14 protein-coding genes are annotated in these 16,274 nt (G+C 67.6%); 11 read left to right on the top strand and 3 right to left on the bottom strand.

What is annotated here, in order from left to right; genetic code table 11:
• The first annotated feature begins 10 nt into the window (after positions 1–10).
• The 4 genes from rph (at position 11) to WKB88_RS06325 (ending at position 3,348) form a co-directional block, all read left to right on the top strand.
• Positions 11–796, top strand: a complete 786-nt coding sequence (rph, locus tag WKB88_RS06310; RefSeq protein WP_341393674.1) for a ribonuclease PH — start codon at positions 11–13, stop codon at positions 794–796.
• Positions 793–1,422, top strand: coding sequence for an RdgB/HAM1 family non-canonical purine NTP pyrophosphatase (gene rdgB, locus WKB88_RS06315; RefSeq protein WP_341393675.1), 630 nt, complete (start codon positions 793–795; stop codon positions 1,420–1,422). Before rph ends, rdgB begins: the two co-directional genes overlap by 4 nt.
• Before the next feature lie 139 nt (positions 1,423–1,561).
• A complete protein-coding gene (locus WKB88_RS06320; protein WP_341393676.1) occupies positions 1,562–2,269 on the top strand; it encodes a DedA family protein in 708 nt (235 codons plus the stop codon).
• A gap of 59 nt (positions 2,270–2,328) precedes the next feature.
• Complete coding sequence (locus tag WKB88_RS06325; protein ID WP_341393677.1) at positions 2,329–3,348, top strand: exonuclease domain-containing protein; 1,020 nt, start codon at positions 2,329–2,331, stop codon at positions 3,346–3,348.
• A 49-nt stretch (positions 3,349–3,397) separates the two neighbouring features.
• Here the strand turns inward: WKB88_RS06325 and WKB88_RS06330 are convergent, their stop codons facing one another.
• The gene (locus WKB88_RS06330; RefSeq protein WP_445818877.1) at positions 3,398–4,513 is read right to left on the bottom strand and encodes an ADP-ribosylglycohydrolase family protein; all 1,116 of its coding nucleotides are present in this window, start codon (positions 4,511–4,513) and stop codon (positions 3,398–3,400) included.
• A 175-nt stretch (positions 4,514–4,688) separates the two neighbouring features.
• Between WKB88_RS06330 and WKB88_RS06335 the strand changes: the two genes are divergently transcribed.
• The 6 genes from WKB88_RS06335 (at position 4,689) to WKB88_RS06360 (ending at position 13,174) form a co-directional block, all read left to right on the top strand.
• On the top strand, positions 4,689–5,720 hold the full coding sequence (locus WKB88_RS06335; RefSeq protein ID WP_341393678.1) for an aquaporin: 1,032 nt from the start codon (positions 4,689–4,691) through the stop codon (positions 5,718–5,720).
• A 119-nt stretch (positions 5,721–5,839) separates the two neighbouring features.
• Entirely contained in the window at positions 5,840–7,003 is a 1,164-nt protein-coding gene (locus WKB88_RS06340; protein WP_341393679.1) for an exonuclease SbcCD subunit D, read from the top strand.
• Complete coding sequence (locus WKB88_RS06345) at positions 7,000–10,131, top strand: SMC family ATPase (RefSeq protein WP_341393680.1); 3,132 nt, start codon at positions 7,000–7,002, stop codon at positions 10,129–10,131. Before WKB88_RS06340 ends, WKB88_RS06345 begins: the two co-directional genes overlap by 4 nt.
• Before the next feature lie 133 nt (positions 10,132–10,264).
• The gene (locus WKB88_RS06350) at positions 10,265–11,302 is read left to right on the top strand and encodes a M14 family zinc carboxypeptidase (RefSeq protein ID WP_341393681.1); all 1,038 of its coding nucleotides are present in this window, start codon (positions 10,265–10,267) and stop codon (positions 11,300–11,302) included.
• Positions 11,303–11,456: 154 nt separating this feature from the next.
• Positions 11,457–12,890, top strand: coding sequence for an MFS transporter (locus tag WKB88_RS06355; RefSeq protein ID WP_341393682.1), 1,434 nt, complete (start codon positions 11,457–11,459; stop codon positions 12,888–12,890).
• A 110-nt stretch (positions 12,891–13,000) separates the two neighbouring features.
• On the top strand, positions 13,001–13,174 hold the full coding sequence (locus tag WKB88_RS06360; protein ID WP_341393683.1) for a hypothetical protein: 174 nt from the start codon (positions 13,001–13,003) through the stop codon (positions 13,172–13,174).
• A gap of 81 nt (positions 13,175–13,255) precedes the next feature.
• Here WKB88_RS06360 and WKB88_RS06365 read toward each other — a convergent pair whose 3' ends face one another.
• The gene (locus WKB88_RS06365; protein ID WP_341393684.1) at positions 13,256–14,203 is read right to left on the bottom strand and encodes a serine/threonine-protein kinase; all 948 of its coding nucleotides are present in this window, start codon (positions 14,201–14,203) and stop codon (positions 13,256–13,258) included.
• Positions 14,204–14,478: 275 nt separating this feature from the next.
• Complete coding sequence (locus tag WKB88_RS06370; RefSeq protein ID WP_341393685.1) at positions 14,479–15,279, bottom strand: alpha/beta fold hydrolase; 801 nt, start codon at positions 15,277–15,279, stop codon at positions 14,479–14,481.
• A 378-nt stretch (positions 15,280–15,657) separates the two neighbouring features.
• Between WKB88_RS06370 and WKB88_RS06375 the strand changes: the two genes are divergently transcribed.
• Positions 15,658–15,789, top strand: coding sequence for a hypothetical protein (locus tag WKB88_RS06375; RefSeq protein WP_341393686.1), 132 nt, complete (start codon positions 15,658–15,660; stop codon positions 15,787–15,789).
• The last annotated feature ends 485 nt before the right edge of the window (positions 15,790–16,274 follow it).

Consider the following 16,274-nt stretch of genomic DNA (forward strand, 5'->3'; position numbering starts at 1 on the left):
GACTGGGCGCATGACTACCGCTGCAAACAGCCCTTCTTCTTCCACGCCTGCCGCCGGTTCCGCCGTCGTGCGGTCCGACGGCCGCACACCCGACCAGCTGCGCAGCATCACCATCACCCGCGGCTGGTCCAAGCAGGCCGAAGGGTCCGCGCTGATCGAGTTCGGCAACACCCGAGTGCTATGCACCGCCTCCCTCACCCCCGGCGTTCCGCGTTGGCTCAAGGGCGAAGGCAAGGGCTGGGTGACGGCTGAATACGCGATGCTGCCCCGTGCCACCAACACCCGCAATGACCGCGAATCGGTCAAGGGCAAGCTCGGCGGACGCACGCACGAGATTTCCCGGCTGATCGGCCGCTCGCTGCGCTCCATCATCGACACCAAGGCGCTGGGCGAAAACACCATCGTGCTGGACTGCGACGTCCTGCAGGCCGACGGCGGGACCCGCACCGCAGCCATCACCGGCGCCTATGTGGCACTGGCGGACGCCCTGGCCTGGGCCAAGGACAACAAGCTCATTGCCCGCAACGCTCAGCCCCTGCTGGACACCGTGGCCGCGATCAGCGTGGGCATCATTGACGGTGTTCCCATGCTGGACCTGCCGTACGTGGAGGACGTCCGCGCCGAAACGGACATGAACGTCGTAGTGACCGGCTCCGGAAAGTTCGTTGAGGTCCAGGGCACCGCTGAGGGCGCCCCCTTCGACCGCGACGAACTCAACGCGCTGCTGGACCTGGCCCTGCTCGGCACGTCCGAGCTGGCGGAAATCCAGCGCCGCACGCTGGGCGAAAGCGCGTGACGCAGATTCCTGCGGGAGCCCGGCTGGTCCTGGCCACCCGCAACCAGGGCAAGCTGCGGGAGCTGCGCGAGCTGCTGCGCGGACGGATTGAGGGGCTCGACGTCGACACCCAGGTGATTGACGCAGCGGCCGCCGGCGTGCCGGACGTCCCCGAAACCGGAGTGACGTTCGAAGAGAATTCCCTCCTCAAGGCCCGTGCCGTCGCTGCAGCGACAGGCCTCGCCGCCATTGCCGACGACTCCGGCCTGGCCGTGGACGTCCTGGGCGGAGCTCCGGGCATCTTCTCCGCGCGCTGGTCCGGCCGACACGGAGACGACGCCGCGAACCTGGACCTGCTGCTGGCCCAGCTGGCGGACATCCCCGCCGAGCACCGGGGCGCAGCCTTCGTGTGCGCCGCGGCCCTGGCGCTGCCCGGCGGCGCCGCAGTGGTGGAGCGCGCCGAGCTGCGTGGGACGCTTCTCACAGAGCCCCGCGGGCACGGCGGCTTCGGGTATGACCCCGTACTGCAGCCGATGGACCTGGACCGCAGCTGCGCCGAGCTGGCGCCGGAGGAAAAAAACGCCATCAGCCACCGCGGACAGGCGTTCCGCGCCCTGCTTCCGGCCATCACGGATGCCCTGGCCTGAGCGTTTCCCCAGGTGCCGGAACCCGCGGTGAACAGGAGGGCCGGCCGGCCGGTAAGCTGCCGCCGGCCCCCCGGTTTCCGGCCGGCGGCGGTGTCGGGTTTCCTCCCCGGGTGTTCCTTAGGGCAGAATTGAGGGCAATATGACTACACAGATTCTTTCCTCAGTTGCCACCGCCAGTACCGACGGATCGGCGCTGGGAGGGATCGCGCAGTGGGCCGTGGACATGATGGAGGCCATCGGGGCCCCCGGTGCCGGCCTGGCCATCGCCCTCGAGAACCTCTTTCCGCCGCTGCCCAGCGAAATCATCCTGCCGCTGGCCGGGTTCACCGCCAGCCAGGGCAACTTCTCCCTGGTCTCTGCCCTCGTCTGGACCACGCTGGGCTCCGTCGTCGGTGCCCTGGCTCTCTACGGACTGGGCGCCTGGCTGGGCCGCGACCGCATGCGCCGCCTCGTCTCGAAGGTGCCGCTGATCGAGCTCGAGGACGTGGACAAGGTTGAGGCGTGGTTCGACCGCCACGGCTACAAGGCAGTGTTCTTCGGCCGCATGATCCCGCTCTTCCGCAGCCTCATTTCCATTCCCGCGGGCATCGAACGCATGCCGGTCTGGAAGTTCCTGGGACTGACGACCGCGGGAAGCCTGATCTGGAACGCCATCTTCGTGTTCGCGGGCTTTTACCTCGGTGAGAGCTGGCACATCGTCGAGGAATACGCCGGGGTCTTCCAGAAGATCGTCATTGTCGTGGTGGCCGTTGCCGCCGTCTGGTACATCGTGAGCAAGATCCGCTCGTACCGGCGCAGGAAGGCCGACCGTCCGGTTGAGCCGGCCGAGCCGGCCGAAGGCGAGTAACCCGCTCCACCTGTTTTACCCTGTCTGCCTGCTTCATCGTTTAAGGAACCGAACACCGCGTGGGAATTGAATTCACGGCCATCGACTTCGAAACGGCCAACGGATTCCGCGGCTCGCCCTGTTCGGTTGGACTGGTCAAGGTGCGGGACGGCGTCGTCGTCGACGAAGCCTCCTGGCTGATGCGTCCGCCGCCGGGACATGATTTTTTCGACCGCCGCAACATCCGCATCCACGGCATTGAAGCGGACATGGTGGCCGGAGCCCCGCGCTTTGGCGAGCTGTTTCCCGAAATCGGCGCCTTTATCGGCGCGGATCTGCTGGTGGCCCACAACGCGGCCTTCGACATGGGAGTGATCCGGTCCGCTCTGGAGGTCTCCGGACTGCCCGGGCCGGCCTACGACTACACCTGCTCGGTGGTGCACTCGCGCCGGACGTACAGCCTGGTCTCCCACTCCCTGCCGTTTGCGGCGGAGGCGGCCGGGGTGCCGCTGCAGAACCACCACGACGCCGTCGAGGACGCCCGCGCCTGCGCCGGGATCATGCTCGACATCGTCCGGCGCAGCGGTGCCGGAAACATGGCCGGTTTTTTTGCGCTCCAGGGCATGGTTCCGTCCCGGCTTGAGGCGTACGTTCCCGGTGTCGACCCGCTGTCCAAGGCGACCCGTGCCGCGCTGGAGCGGGGAACCGGCTCGGAGGCCAAGGCTGCTGCAACCGGCTGGTCCGGCTGGCCCTCGGAAGGGGAAAACCCGCTGCCCAACCCGCTGGCCGATTCCCGCCACCCCCTCTTTGGCCACACGGTGGTCTTCAGCGGAAACCTGTGCATGTCCCGCCAGACCGCCAAGAACTCAGCGGCGGAACTTGGTGCGCGTCCGGCCTCCAACGTCACCCGCGCCACCACCATGCTCGTGATGGGCGACGGTTTTGAAGCCGGAGACCTGCGCAACGGAGTCCTCACCGGCAAGGCCCGGCGGGTCCTGGACCTGCACGGAAAAGGCCAGCGCATCGAAGTTCTCTCCGAGGGGGAGTTCCTGCAGATGCTCGGCGGCACCTGGCAGGCCGGAGCCGGCCGGGAGAGCTAGCCGCCTCCGGGACAGCTAGCCGGCCGGGACAGCTAGCCGGCCGGGACAGCTAGGCGCCGGTGGCAGCGAGGAAGCGGCGCGCCATTTCCTCGATGACCTCCCGGCCCTCCAGCACGTCCAGCCAGTCGCCGGGGAGGGCCGCGGCGCCGTGCAGCGTGCCCACGATGTTTCCCGTGATCGATCCGGTGGAATCGCTGTCGCCGTCGTGGTTTACGGCCAGGACCGCGGCTGCCCTGAAATGCTCCTGCGGGGTGGCCGCGCCGGAGGTTGCCAGCGCAGCGTACAGGCCGATGGCCAGGGCTTCTTCGGCAACCCATCCCTCGCCCAAGGCCGCGGTCAGCGCTTCGGGGGAGACGGGCCCGGAACGGCCCAGGTCGACGGCGGCGGCCAGACGGGCCGCCAGCTCCGGCACTCCGCTCTCCTGCGCCCGGACCACCGCGGCGTCGGCTGCCTCCTGAAGTGACGCCTCCGGCGGCAGCAGGTCATGGATCAGCACGCTGAACACGGCGGCGCTGTGCAGGGCCGAGGGATGCCCGTGCGTCAGGGCGGCGGCATCTTCGCTGAGCCGGTACACCATCTCCGGCTCCATATACGGCAGCAGGCCAAAGGGCGCCGAGCGCATGACAGTTCCGCATCCCTTGGACTCGGGGTTGACGGGGCGGTATTTAGTTCCCATGTCCGGTCCGGACAATCCCGAGAGGCAGGCGTTTCCGGGAGCACGCCGGTGGTGCAGCACGCTCTGCCCGTCGATCCAGCGCAGCGGAGGATTCGGCGCCCCGGGATCCAGCGGGACGCCCTGTGTTTTCAGCCAGCGCAGGTAGGCAAGCCAGAGGCAGGCTGTCTCATCCGCGCCAACCCCGGCGTTGGCCCACTCCAGGGCCTCGAGCAGTCCGTCGAGCGTGTACAGCGTCATCTGCGTGTCATCGGAGAACGGAACAGGCGCGGGCAGGTCCGTCAGGGACGAAAGCCCGCGCGCTCCGTGGCTGTGCCGGATGTCCGCCAGGCCGGAGAATTCGACGGCGTATCCAAGGGCATCTCCCAATGCCCCGCCCAGCAGGGCACCAAACACTTTTCCTGCCTGTCCCTGGCGGGGAAGATGGGGGAATGGGTCGTTTTCCTGCGGAGACGGGTCTGCTGCAGGCGGATTTTCAGGGTTAAGGCTCACCGCTCCAGCATATCGAGCCTCCCCGGCAGGGCGAGTCTTCAGTATCTTCCCAGCCTCCAATGGCAAGCTGGGTGAGTTTGCCCGACGCATGATGTACCGCTTCGGGCCTGCGGCGGGGTTCCCTGCAGGGAACGCCGCCGTGCCACAACACCTAGAAAGAGGACACTTTTTGCGAATGAATGCCGAGCCCATTTCCGCAGGCGGTGCGCGTGCAGCGCACCCCGCCGCAGGAACCGCACCCCGAAAGCGCCTGCACACCTACGGGCTGGTGGGACGCAGCGCCGCAGAGGCCGTGGGAGCGTTCTTCCTGGTCTTCGTCGGTGTCGGCCTGGCCTTCTTCAGCGCCACAGGCAGTGTCTCTTCCCCGATGGGTGTTGGCCTTGCCGCTGCCGCAGCCATGGTGGCCTTCGGCTACGTCTCCGGCGGGCACTTCAACCCGGCCATCAGCATTGCCAGCGCCGCAGCCGGCCGCACCGCGTGGAAGGCCCTCCCGGTCTACATCGTCGCGCAGCTCATCGGTGCCGTCCTGGCCGTCGCCATCCTGTGGGTCGTGATCCAGGGTGTGCCCCAGCTCGCTGATACCCGCATGGTCTTCACCGCCCTGTCCAACGGTTACGGCGAGCAGTCCGGCGGCCAGTTCCCGCTGGCCAGCGGACTGCTGAGCGAAGTCATCGGTGCCGTGCTGCTCACCGCGGTGTTCCTCGGCGCAACGTCCGGGCGCAGGGCTTTGGCCGGCGCTGCCTTTGCCGTAGGCGTGACCTATGCCATCCTGCTGACCTTCCTGGCTCCGATCACCGGGGGCTCGCTCAACCCCGCACGCTCCAGTGCTGTTGCCTTCTTCGCCGAGAGCACTGCCCTGGAGCAGCTCTGGCTGTTCTGGGCCGCTCCCGTCCTCGGTGCGCTGATAACGGGCCTGATCTACCGCAGCATCGACCTCAGCGCTGCTGATGCAGCAGCCGGGGACGAGTCAGATTCAGATTCAGAAGCGGACATGGACGCAGGTGCCGTCGACGGCACCGAAGACCTGAACGCTGACGCGGAGACAGCCAAGGCTGGCGCTCCCGCTGCGGGTTCGGCCACCGGGCCGGCCGCCGAGCGGCCGGGAGCCCCGGCGCGCACCGCCGACACTCGCCGCGACGACGAAGCCCGCGGCTTCTTCGACGGGGACGACGAGACCGGCGGCGGCAAGCCGTCCGGCACGGTCTAACCACCGGCACCACCGACACGCGCCCACCCCCTTCTGCGGCCTCCGCCGCAGAAGGGGGTGGGCGTTGTCATGCCGGCGGTGGCCGGGGAGTGTCCGTGCCGGAAGGTAGCTTTAGGAGTATGCGAATACTGCACACCTCCGATTGGCATTTGGGCCGCTCCTTCCACGGCGTGGGGATGCTCAGCGCCCAGCAGCAGTTCATCGACCGGCTCGTGGAGACGGTCCGCCGCCGGGAAGTGGACGCCGTCCTGATCGCGGGCGATGTGTACGACCGCGCACTGCCGGGAGTCGACGTCGTCCGTCTGCTGGATTCGGCGCTGGAGAGAATTACGGCCGCGGGAGCCAAGGTCATCCTTTCCAGCGGAAACCACGATTCGGCGGCCCGGCTGGGCTTCGGCAGCCGCATCTTTGAACGCGGCGGCGTGTTCCTGAGGACCCGGATCAGCGAAATCGCGGAACCGGTCCTGCTTGAAACGGGCGGAACGCCCGTGGCCGTGTACGGCATTCCGTACCTGGAACCCCGGCTGGCCGCCCCGGAGCTCGGCGTCGACGTCCCGCACCATGCCGCTGTCGTGGCCGAAGCAGTCCGCAGGATCACCGCGGATGTGCAGCACCGGAGCGAAGCGGGCCACCCGGTGCAGCCCGTGGCCATGGCCCATGTGTTTGCCAGCGGCGGGATCACCTCGGACAGCGAGCGGGACCTGACCGTCGGGGGAGTGGGCGCGGTTCCGCTGGATCTCTTTGACGGCTTCGCCTATACCGCGCTGGGCCACCTGCACGGCCGGCAGGAGCTGAGCCGTTCGGTTCGGTACAGCGGATCTCCGCTGCCGTATTCCTTCTCCGAAGCGCGCCAGGATAAGGGCGGGCTGCTGGTGGAATTCGACGGCGAAGGGCTGGTGTCGGTGGATCCGGTCCTGTGGCCGGCACCCCGCCGGCTTGCGGTCCTTCGGGGCCCACTGGCCGAACTGCTCGCGGACCCGGCACTGGCGGAGGCCGAAACCGCCTACTGCCAGGTGACGCTGACGGATGACGAGCGCCCGGCCAAGGCCATGGAAGCGGTTCGCAGCCGTTTTCCCGACACCCTCGTCCTGACCTTCGAACCGGCCTCGGGGCCGCGGGCCGCCGGCCAGACCTACAGCCAGCGGCTGGCCAAGGCCACTGACGACCTGGAGATCTGCTGCGGCTTCCTGGACCACGTGCGGTCCCGGCAGGCCGACGAGCAGGAGAAACAGCTGTTTGCCGATGTCCTGAGCAAGGTCCAGTCTGCGGAGGCGGCCCAGTGAGGATCCACCGGCTCGAAATCCAGGCCTTCGGTCCCTTTGCCGACCGGCAAATCATCGACTTTGACGAGCTCGGTGCCCATGGTCTTTTCCTCCTGAACGGGCCCACCGGCGCCGGCAAAACCAGCATCCTCGATGCCATCTGCTATGCCCTGTACGGCGGCGTTCCGGGTGCCCGGCAGTCGGCGAAGCGGCTGCGCAGCGACCACGCGGCACCGGACACGGCCCCTGAGGTACTGCTGGAATTCAGTTCCGGGGAGCGCCGCCTCGAAGTGGTGCGCAGCCCGGCGTGGGACCGGCCGGCCAAACGCGGCACCGGCAAAACGGTGCTCGAACAGGCGCACACCACCCTGCGCGAGCTTGTGAACGGGGAATGGGTGACAAAATCCGCCCGCAACGATGAAGCAGGCGCGGAGATCCTGGCCCTCATGGGCATGGACAAGGAACAGTTCACCCGCGTGGTCATGCTGCCCCAGGGTGATTTCGCCGCCTTCCTGCGGGCTGACGCGAAAACCCGGGCCGAGCTGCTGCAGAAGCTCTTCGGCACCACCAGGTTCGAAGAGATCGAGGACCAGCTCAAGGAGGATCTCGCCGCGGCGTCCCGCGAGCTGCAGGACGCCCGGGGCGAAGCGGAGCATGTGCTGCGCCGGGCCCGGGACGAGATGCAGCGCTGGGCTGAGGGCTCTGGCCCGGACGGCGGGGACGATGCCGAAGCTGCGGAGGGGGAGCCCGCGGAGGGCAGCGGGACGGCCGCCGACACCGCAGCTGTGGAGGAATTCCGCCGCACGCTGACGGCTCGGACCGCCGCGGCCCGCGAAGAACGCACGGCGCTGGCTGCCGCCCTGGCGGAAGCGGAGGCCGCCCGGCAGGATCTTGAACACCGCCGCGCCCGCGGCATCGCCCGGCAGCAGCTCGAACGCGACGAGCAGGCCCACGCACAGCGTCTGCCGGAGATCACACCCCTGCGCGCTGCCCTGGCGCGGCACAGCCAGGCGGAGGCGCTGGCCGGGTACGTCCGGGCTGCAGACACTGCCGACGCCAAGCTCCAGCTCCGGGAAGAGGCCGCAGGGCAGGCCCGCGCGAAGCTGGCTGCCCATCCGCGGGCTGAGGCCTACGGCCTTGCCGAGGTTGCTGAGACCGCAGCTGACGGCGGACCGGAGGGGCAGCAGGAAGAAGAGCGCGCTGTTGCCTCAGCCCTGGCTGCCGCAGACACCAGCCTCACCACCGAACTGGGAGCAGCCGAAGCCGTACTCGCTGAGGAAAAACGCATCAGCGAGCTCGAGGAGGAACTTGCCTCCGCCGCCGAGCGCGCCCGCAGCAGGCGTTCCGCCGCCGCGGCCGCAGGATCCGCAGCCGCCCTGCTCCGTACCGAAGAGGCGAAACTCGCCCGGGATCTGGAATCCCTGCGGGAGCGGGCATCGCGCCGGGAAGCGGCAGCGGAAGAGCTGGACCGGGCACGCGCCCTGACCCGGGCCATCGGGGAGTACGCCGTGGCGGTCCGGGACGCGGAAGCCGCTGCGGCAACCGCTGCCGACCGGCGCGGAACCTACCAGGACCGGCGCCAGGAATGGCAGGAGAAACTCCAGCTCCGGCTGGAACAGGCTGCCGCCGAGCTGGCCGGGCGGCTTGAGGACGGGCAGGGCTGCCCTGTCTGCGGCAGCGCCGAACACCCTGCCCCCGCTGTCCTGCCCGACGGCGAGAGCGCCGTCACGAAGCAGGACGAGGACCGGGCCCGGCTGCTCACCGCGGAAGCCGAGCAGGAATATGAAGCTGCCCGTGAACAGTCGGAGGCAGCAAACCGCCGGCTGGCGGAGCTGCGGATCCAGGGCGGTGACGGAGATCCAGAAACTGCCGGCGCGGCGGAAGCCGCAGCGGCCGCGGCCCTGGACCTGGCAACAGAGGCCGGCCGGGAACTCGGAGAGGCACTGGCCCGCTGTTCGGAACTGTCCCTCAGGCTCGAGCAGCTGGCCGAGGAGGAATCGGCTGCCCTGGTTGCCGCCGCACAGGCCGACGAACAGTGCGTCTCGGCGGAGCGCCGGATTGCCGATCTCAGCGGACGGGTTGAGGCAGCACGGGACGGCTTCGCCTCGCTGGCGGAACGGGTTGACTGCCTCGCCGGTCTCCGCACGCTGGTGGCAGCGGCGCAGCGTGCACTGGGGGACCTGGCGGGAGTGCGGGAGAACGCGGCAGAAGCGTACCGGGACCTTTCGGCACAGCTGGCCGGTTCGGAATTTGAGACCCGCCAGGCGCTGCAGGAGGCACTGCTGGACGCCGAGACGGCCGCAGCATACAAGCTCACCGTGGCGGAATATGAGCAGGAAGGGCAGCGGCTTGCGCTGCGCCGCGAGAGCGAGGAGTCGGCGGCAACCCTGGACGGACGGGGCGAACCGCTTCCCGTCCCCGAGGAGGAAGACCTGGTGCTTGCATCCGATGCGGCGTCGGCAGCCCAGACGAAACTCACGCAGTGTTCCGTGCAGCTGGGCCTCCTGGAAGCCTCCGCCCGTGCCCTGCAGTCCTACGGACAGGAGCTGGCCGAGGCAGCCGAACGCATCCGCCCGCTGGAGCAGCGCCATGAGCTGCTCCGCTCGGTCACCGAGACTGCCCGCGGGCTGGGGGAGAACGGCTACAAGATGACACTGAGCACCTACGTACTGGCCGCGCGCCTGGAGCAGGTGGCGGCAGCGGCTACCGAACGGCTGTCGGCCATGACAGGGGGCCGGTATGCCCTGGTGCACAGCGATTCCACGTCCGGCAACAGGAAGGCGGGCCTTGGCCTGCACGTGACCGATGCCTGGACGGGCCAGCACCGCGACACCTCCACGCTCTCCGGCGGAGAGGGGTTCATGGCGTCGCTGGCACTGGCACTGGGCCTGGCCGACGTCGTCCAGCAGGAGGCAGGCGGAGTCAGCATCGAAACACTCTTTGTTGATGAAGGCTTTGGAAGCCTGGACGAGACATCGCTGGAGCAGGTCATGGACGCATTGGAAGGGCTCCGCGACGGCGGCCGGGTCGTCGGCCTCGTCAGCCATGTGGCCGAGATGAAACAGCGCATCGGGGCGCAGCTGCAGATCACCAAGGGACGCAACGGGTCCTCGGTGCGGTTCTCCGCCGGCGACCCGGTGGGCGTCTGACGAGCGGGTTACACGGCTTATACAGGAGGGGGCTTCAGAAGAGAAGACTGCGGCCGGAAAGATTGACACATCCAAGTAGTCGGGTTTCACTTCGTTCACACCAGTTGCACCCCACCCCTGGAGGAGACCGACCATGAGGACACCCAAATCCATCGCAGCACTCTCGCTTGCCGTGCTGCTGGCAACCGGGACAGCGGCAGCCCCCGCCTATGCCGTCGGAGAGGGGCCCAACTACGGCGGGAACGAGACCATCAACACCTCGATCCTGCGGACCTATGACGAAGTCGTTGCGGAGCTTCAAAAACAGGACGCCCGTCAAGCGGCGCTGGAGCTGGAAGTCATCGGCCAGTCCGTCAAGGGCCGGGACCTGTATCTCGCGAAGTACATCACCAACCCGGACAATCCCACGATCCTCTACCTGACCCAGCAGCACGGCAATGAGCAGCTGACCACCGAGGGGGCGCTGGAATTCATCAAGCACCTCGGCACCGGCAAAACCAAAGGGGTGTTGGACGGAGTGAACATCTTGGTTGTCCCCATGCTCAATCCCGACGGCGCGATGGGCGATGTCGACTTTCCCCTGGACGGCTACATCGCAGACGGCGGCCGGACCCTGACCCGGGCCAACGCGACCGGCACGGACCTGAACCGCGACCACGTGGCCAAACTCCAGCCGGAAACCCAGGCGCTGCACCGGAACGTCCTGCAGGCGTACAGCGTCGATTACATGATTGACCTGCACCACCAGGGCACCCAAAGCGAACGCGACGGCCGGCTCGTGTCCGGATCGATCCTCTATCCGACAACGCCCAATGCGGATCCGGCCGTGGTCGAGGGCTCCAAGCAGTTGGGCGCAGTGGTGTTCGGTGCCGTCGACCCGACCGGCTGGGGGCATCTCGGACGGTACGTCGGAGGGTCCGCTGAAACGATCAGCCGCAACGGGATTGCGGTCGAGTACGGAATCTCCACGCTGCTCTTCGAGATGCGCGGCATGTCGGACAACACCAACCCCTCCGCTGTCCTGGGCCAGAAGAGCAACGGATATCTGATCAAACAGACCGTCACCACGCTGGATGCAACCGCAAGGGCCATTGCGGACGGGTCAATCCGTTCCGCCGATACCTCATTCTGGGACACCCTCGCGGAACAGACCACGCGCGACAGCGAGTAGGCCCGGAGCCTCCGCCGGCCGGCAGCGCCGGCCGGCGGACAGTGGAAGGAACATCACTGCGGCGGGGGCCCGGAATCGGATAGAGTAGCGGGGTAGCCGGGTCGGGCGCATCGGGAGGGGGGACGATGCGCGTTGAAACACGTCTGGAACCGCATTGAGCAATATTCCCTCTGCCCCTTCAACCTCCCGGAACCCCGCTCCGGACAGCTCCGCCCCGGCGCAATCGCCGTCCACTGAGCTTTCTCCGGACGAGCCCGCCACCAACCGCCGGCCCGCCGAACCGCAGGACACCTCCGCGACAGCAACCGGCGGACGGTACGCCCGCATCTTCTCCCTCGCCGGCCGCGGCTTTGTCCCGATTGCTTTCCTGGCCCGTCTTCCCCTGGCAATGCTGACAGTGGGAGCTCTGACGCTGGTCACCAGCGTCACCGGCTCCTATGCCACCGGCGGCCTGGCCGCCGGAGCCGTCGGAATCGGTTCGGCCCTGGGGGCGCCGGTGCTCGGATACATGGCCGACCGGATCGGCCAGCGCCCCGTGCTGCTGACTACCGCCGTCGTCAACCCGCTGGCCATCGCACTGACCCTGTACATGGCCTTTCAGCTGCCCGACGCAGCCACTCCCTACGCGGCGCTCGCCGCAGCCTTCCTGATGGGGGCCACCTGCCCCCAGGTGGGTCCGCTGGCCCGCGTCCGGTGGATGTCGATGACCGAGCGCAAACAGTCCGGAGACTCTGCCGGCGCCCGCGACCTGGACACCGCGATGTCCTTTGAGAGCACCGCGGACGAACTCAGCTTCGTGCTGGGGCCGGCGCTGGTCGGTCTGCTGGCCGCCGCCGTCGCACCCTGGCTGCCGCTGGCCCTCGCCGCCGTCCTGACGCTGAGCATGGTCAGCGCATTCGCCGTGCATCCGACCGTCCGGGTTGTCGTGCCCGCCAGAGCCGCACGGGCTGCCCGTGCAGCACGAGACGCAGACGCCGCAAAGGCCGGGATGCCGGCCGAGCAGGATGTCGTCCACCCCCGTGCCGACTGGCTGCTGATCGCCCTGCCCGTCCTGGGCATGGTGGCCATGGGAACCTTCTTCGGCGGCACGCAGACGAGCCTCACCGCGTTCGGCGGGGTCTTCAACGTGTCCTCCGCAGCCGGGCTGCTGTATGCCGTCATGGGCATCAGCTCCGCGGCGGCGGCTCTGTCCGTTGCGTTCTGGCCTGAGCGCTTTACGCCCGCTGCGCGCTGGACGGTCTCGGCCGCGGCCATGGCAGCATTCTCCGTGCTCCTGCTTTTCCCCGCCGACATTCCCACCATGCTGGTGGCGCTCTTCATCATGGGCATTCCCCTGGGGCCGACCATGGTCAGCATCTTCGGCATGGGAGCCGTTGTTGCTCCCCGGCATCTGATGGGAACGGTCATGACGATGCTCGCCAGCGGAGTAGTCACCGGTACCGCCATAGGCGCGGCACTGGCCGGCCGCCTCGCCGACAGCTCCGGCCACCAGGCGGCGTTCCTCGTGCCGGTGGGAGCGGCGGTCGTGCTGCTCATCCTGAGCCTCTGCGTCCGGTGGGCAGTGGCTACCCGCCGCGGGCGGAGCTGAACAGACGGCCCCTGCGGCCGGCCCGGCTGTCGGGTCGGCGCTCAGGTGGCTTAGTATCGAATCAAGCGCCGGAGTATTCGGCGGAGCCGCAGCGGATGAGGAGACCCACCATGGGCAGCGAAAAGAACGCCAACGAGGACCACTCCAAGGACGGCGAAAACACCACGGGGCCCGAGGGCACCATTCCCGACACCAAGGACGGCGTGGCCGCGGCGTCCACTGATGAACCGTCGAACTTCGAGCCCGAAGAAGACCAGGAATCCGCCGAGGGCGGATCCAAGTAGCAGGCTCAGAACACAAAGAAGCCCGGACCGGAAACACCCGGTCCGGGCTTCTTTGTGTGTGGGGGCCTCTGGCGGAGAGCCCTAGCCCAGGCTCGGAGCGTGTGAGGGCGGCAGCGGGATGTAGATGTTGCCGGTCGTGACTCCGCCCGTCACGGCGTCGTCCGGGCCCGACTCGGCACCGGTGGCAGGGAGCACCGGCGCCTCCGCCTCCAATCCGAGTGAACGCAGCGCAGCGGCGGCCTCGTGGGCATCGGGACGGGCTTCGACGGTGCGGGCGGTCATGGCGCGCAGCAGCTCCACCCAGTCGGAGCCGAGGTCTGCGGGCACCTCGGGATCACGGACCAGGCGGGCGACGGCGGACTCCACGATCGGGCCGGGGAAGGCTTTTTCTCCGGTGAGGCATTCAAGGAGTACCAGGCCGAGGGAATAGATGTCGGTCCTTGGATCGACGGCTCCGCCCAGCGCCTGTTCCGGGCTCAGGTAGTTGGCGGTCCCAATGGTGGCGCCGTGGGCCGTTGCGATGGTTGCCTCGGTCATGCGTGCGATGCCGAAGTCGGTGAGCTTGGGGTACAGGCGGGTATCGTTCTCCGCCTGCGGGTACAGGAGGATGTTCGCGGGCTTGACGTCGCGGTGGATCACTCCGTTGGAGTGCACATAGTTCAGGGCATCGGCGAGGTCTGCCCCCAGCGAAGCAGTGGCAGTGGGTCCCAGGGGTCCCGACTTCAGTGTCCGGCGCAGGTCGGGGCCGTCAACAAGCTCCATGACCAGGAAGGTGGAGGCAGGTCCGTCGTCGTCCTGCATCACGCCGGCGTCCAGCAGAGTGACCAGGCCGGGGTGGTTCAGCGTAGCCAGCAGGAGGGTTTCAGTCTGCTGGCGGCGGTTCTCGTCGTCGTCGCTGACGTTGGGCCGGAACAGCTTGACCGCCACTTCGCGGCCAAGGTTCTGATCCACTGCGCGGTAAACGGAGGCAGCGCCGCCCGTGCCGATGAGCTCGGTGGTCCGGTATCGGTTCCCAAGGAGTACATCCACGGGTGTCCTCCCTAGAGGGTGTGTCGAAAAACAGGTAACTGGCAGGGGTCCGGGTCTGTTGCTAACCACCGGACGCAGGAGCAGCGCAGTAAATCCAAATTAATCAGCAGCCTGATTAATTTGGTCCTACGCTGCTCACCTTCCCACCATATCCTGAGGCACCGGCACTTCCCTGCAGGCTGAGTCGCCTTTACCAAGACGTAATATGTGCCTTCTCACCAGGAGGTGCGCCGGGAGGTGTCCTGGTGCTGTGGGCTCCGGCCCCGGTACGGGCGCTACCCGAGGAAGCTGACGGCGGCCTGCTTGAAGGCACGGGAGGTGACGGCATTGACGTGCGTTCGGCCCGGGAGCCGGAGCAGCTCCGCCTGTCCGGACAGCTCGGCCAGTTCCGCGTTGCCGGCCGCAAAGGTGTCCAGGTCTCCGGCAACCAGCAGCACCGGCATGGCCGGCACCGCCTCGGCAGGAACAAACGGCTCCTGCCGGACAGCCTCAACCATGGACAGCAGGACCGGCAGGTTGTTGCCGGGCACAAGCGAGGCCATGCGCAGCAGCTCGGCAGTGGTGCCGTCGGTTATCTCCCCGGTCCCGGCGAGGTTCGCCCGGGCTGCGTCCAGATCGAACGCGGCCAGCGGGTCGTCGGTTCCGGGCCCGCCGCCGAGGACCAAGCGGTGCACCAGCTCCGGCTGCGTTGCTCCAAACTCCCACGCCAGTCGGGAGCCCAGCGAATAACCGATAATGTCCACGCCGCTTTCGGGATTGTCCGCGGCCAGCGGAAGCACTCCGGCGTCCATCAGCAGCTGCAGCAGGTCAGCACGGATCCGGCTGGGCCGGTAGGCGTCCAGGTCCTCGGGTGCGGCGCTCCTCCCGTGGCCGGGCAGATCCACGGTAAGTACAGTGCGGCCGGCGGCGGTCAGCGCGCCGACCCAGCCCGAATCGTGCCAGTTCAAGCGGGACGAGGAGGCGAAGCCGTGGAGCAGGAGCACCGGCCGGGAGGCGGAGCGGCCGCCCTCGGGCTGAATGATCTCTGCGAACAACCGGGGATCGGTGCCCTCGACGGTGCGGGTCCTGAGTTCCATGGCCTACTCCCCGTCCGGCGCGGCGGTGCCGCCTTCATCGAGCTCGGGCAGGGGGAGAGCGGGTTGTGCCACGTCGATACTCCAATACTCGCTGGATCCCGAAGACGACGCTGTCGACGTTCGGGGCAACCCCGTCTTCCGGGTCACCTGAAAGACACGGTACGTCGAATCCGGCGACCCGCTCAACCGGCGCACGCAGGGTGTCGGCAGTGCACTCCGTTTCCCGCCTTGTGCGCGGCTCCCGGAGGGAGCGGGGCTGAAGGTGCCAAGGGGGCGGGCGGGGAGGGAATTTTATGTTTTTGGGCCGGGACTGGCTTTTATTTTTTTACGGGGTATGGTCATGAGTCATCGATGTTGTTTCTTTAAGAGGAGCCTAAATTGTCAGGTAAATCCCCACAGGGTTCAAACGAGAAGAAGCCGGGCAAGTCCATCAAGGACAAGCGGGCAGAAAAAAGAGCCAAGAATTCCAGCGAAAACGAGCTGATTCCCAAGAAGCGCAAGGGCCAGTAGCCCCGGCGGGTTGCTGAGGCCGCCGGCGGGATCAGCAGAGCCGGCGGGCCCACTGCAGCGCCGGGGCCCGGAATACCTGTGGAAGCCCCGAGGGCTGGCGGGTTGTCCGGGCCCCGGCCTCGCCTTTACCTGAAAAAACCCGGCGGATTTTATTGGGGCTGGCCCGCTGGAGTCTTCCCCCGAAAACCGGCTGTAATTTCGCAGGACAAAGGGGCCGCTTTTGGTGCCTAATAATGCAAAAAGTTTATATATTTCCTGAGTGGACCGCGGGCGGGCAGGAAAAGCCGGATAAAACCCGGATAAAACCCGGGCGCAAGGCAAAAAGCCTGGAGCAGGAAAACCCGGAAAGCCCAACGTCCCGAAACCGGGATCGGTAAAAGCGGCCGATAAAAAGACGTCCTGAAGCCGGGCGCACGCACACCCTGATCCGGAAACAGAAAACAGGGAAAATCCCGGATACGCAACAGTGACCGGCTAAGCAACAG

Source organism: Arthrobacter sp. G119Y2 (assembly GCF_038069765.1).
Classification (GTDB): Bacteria; Actinomycetota; Actinomycetes; order Actinomycetales; family Micrococcaceae; genus Arthrobacter_B.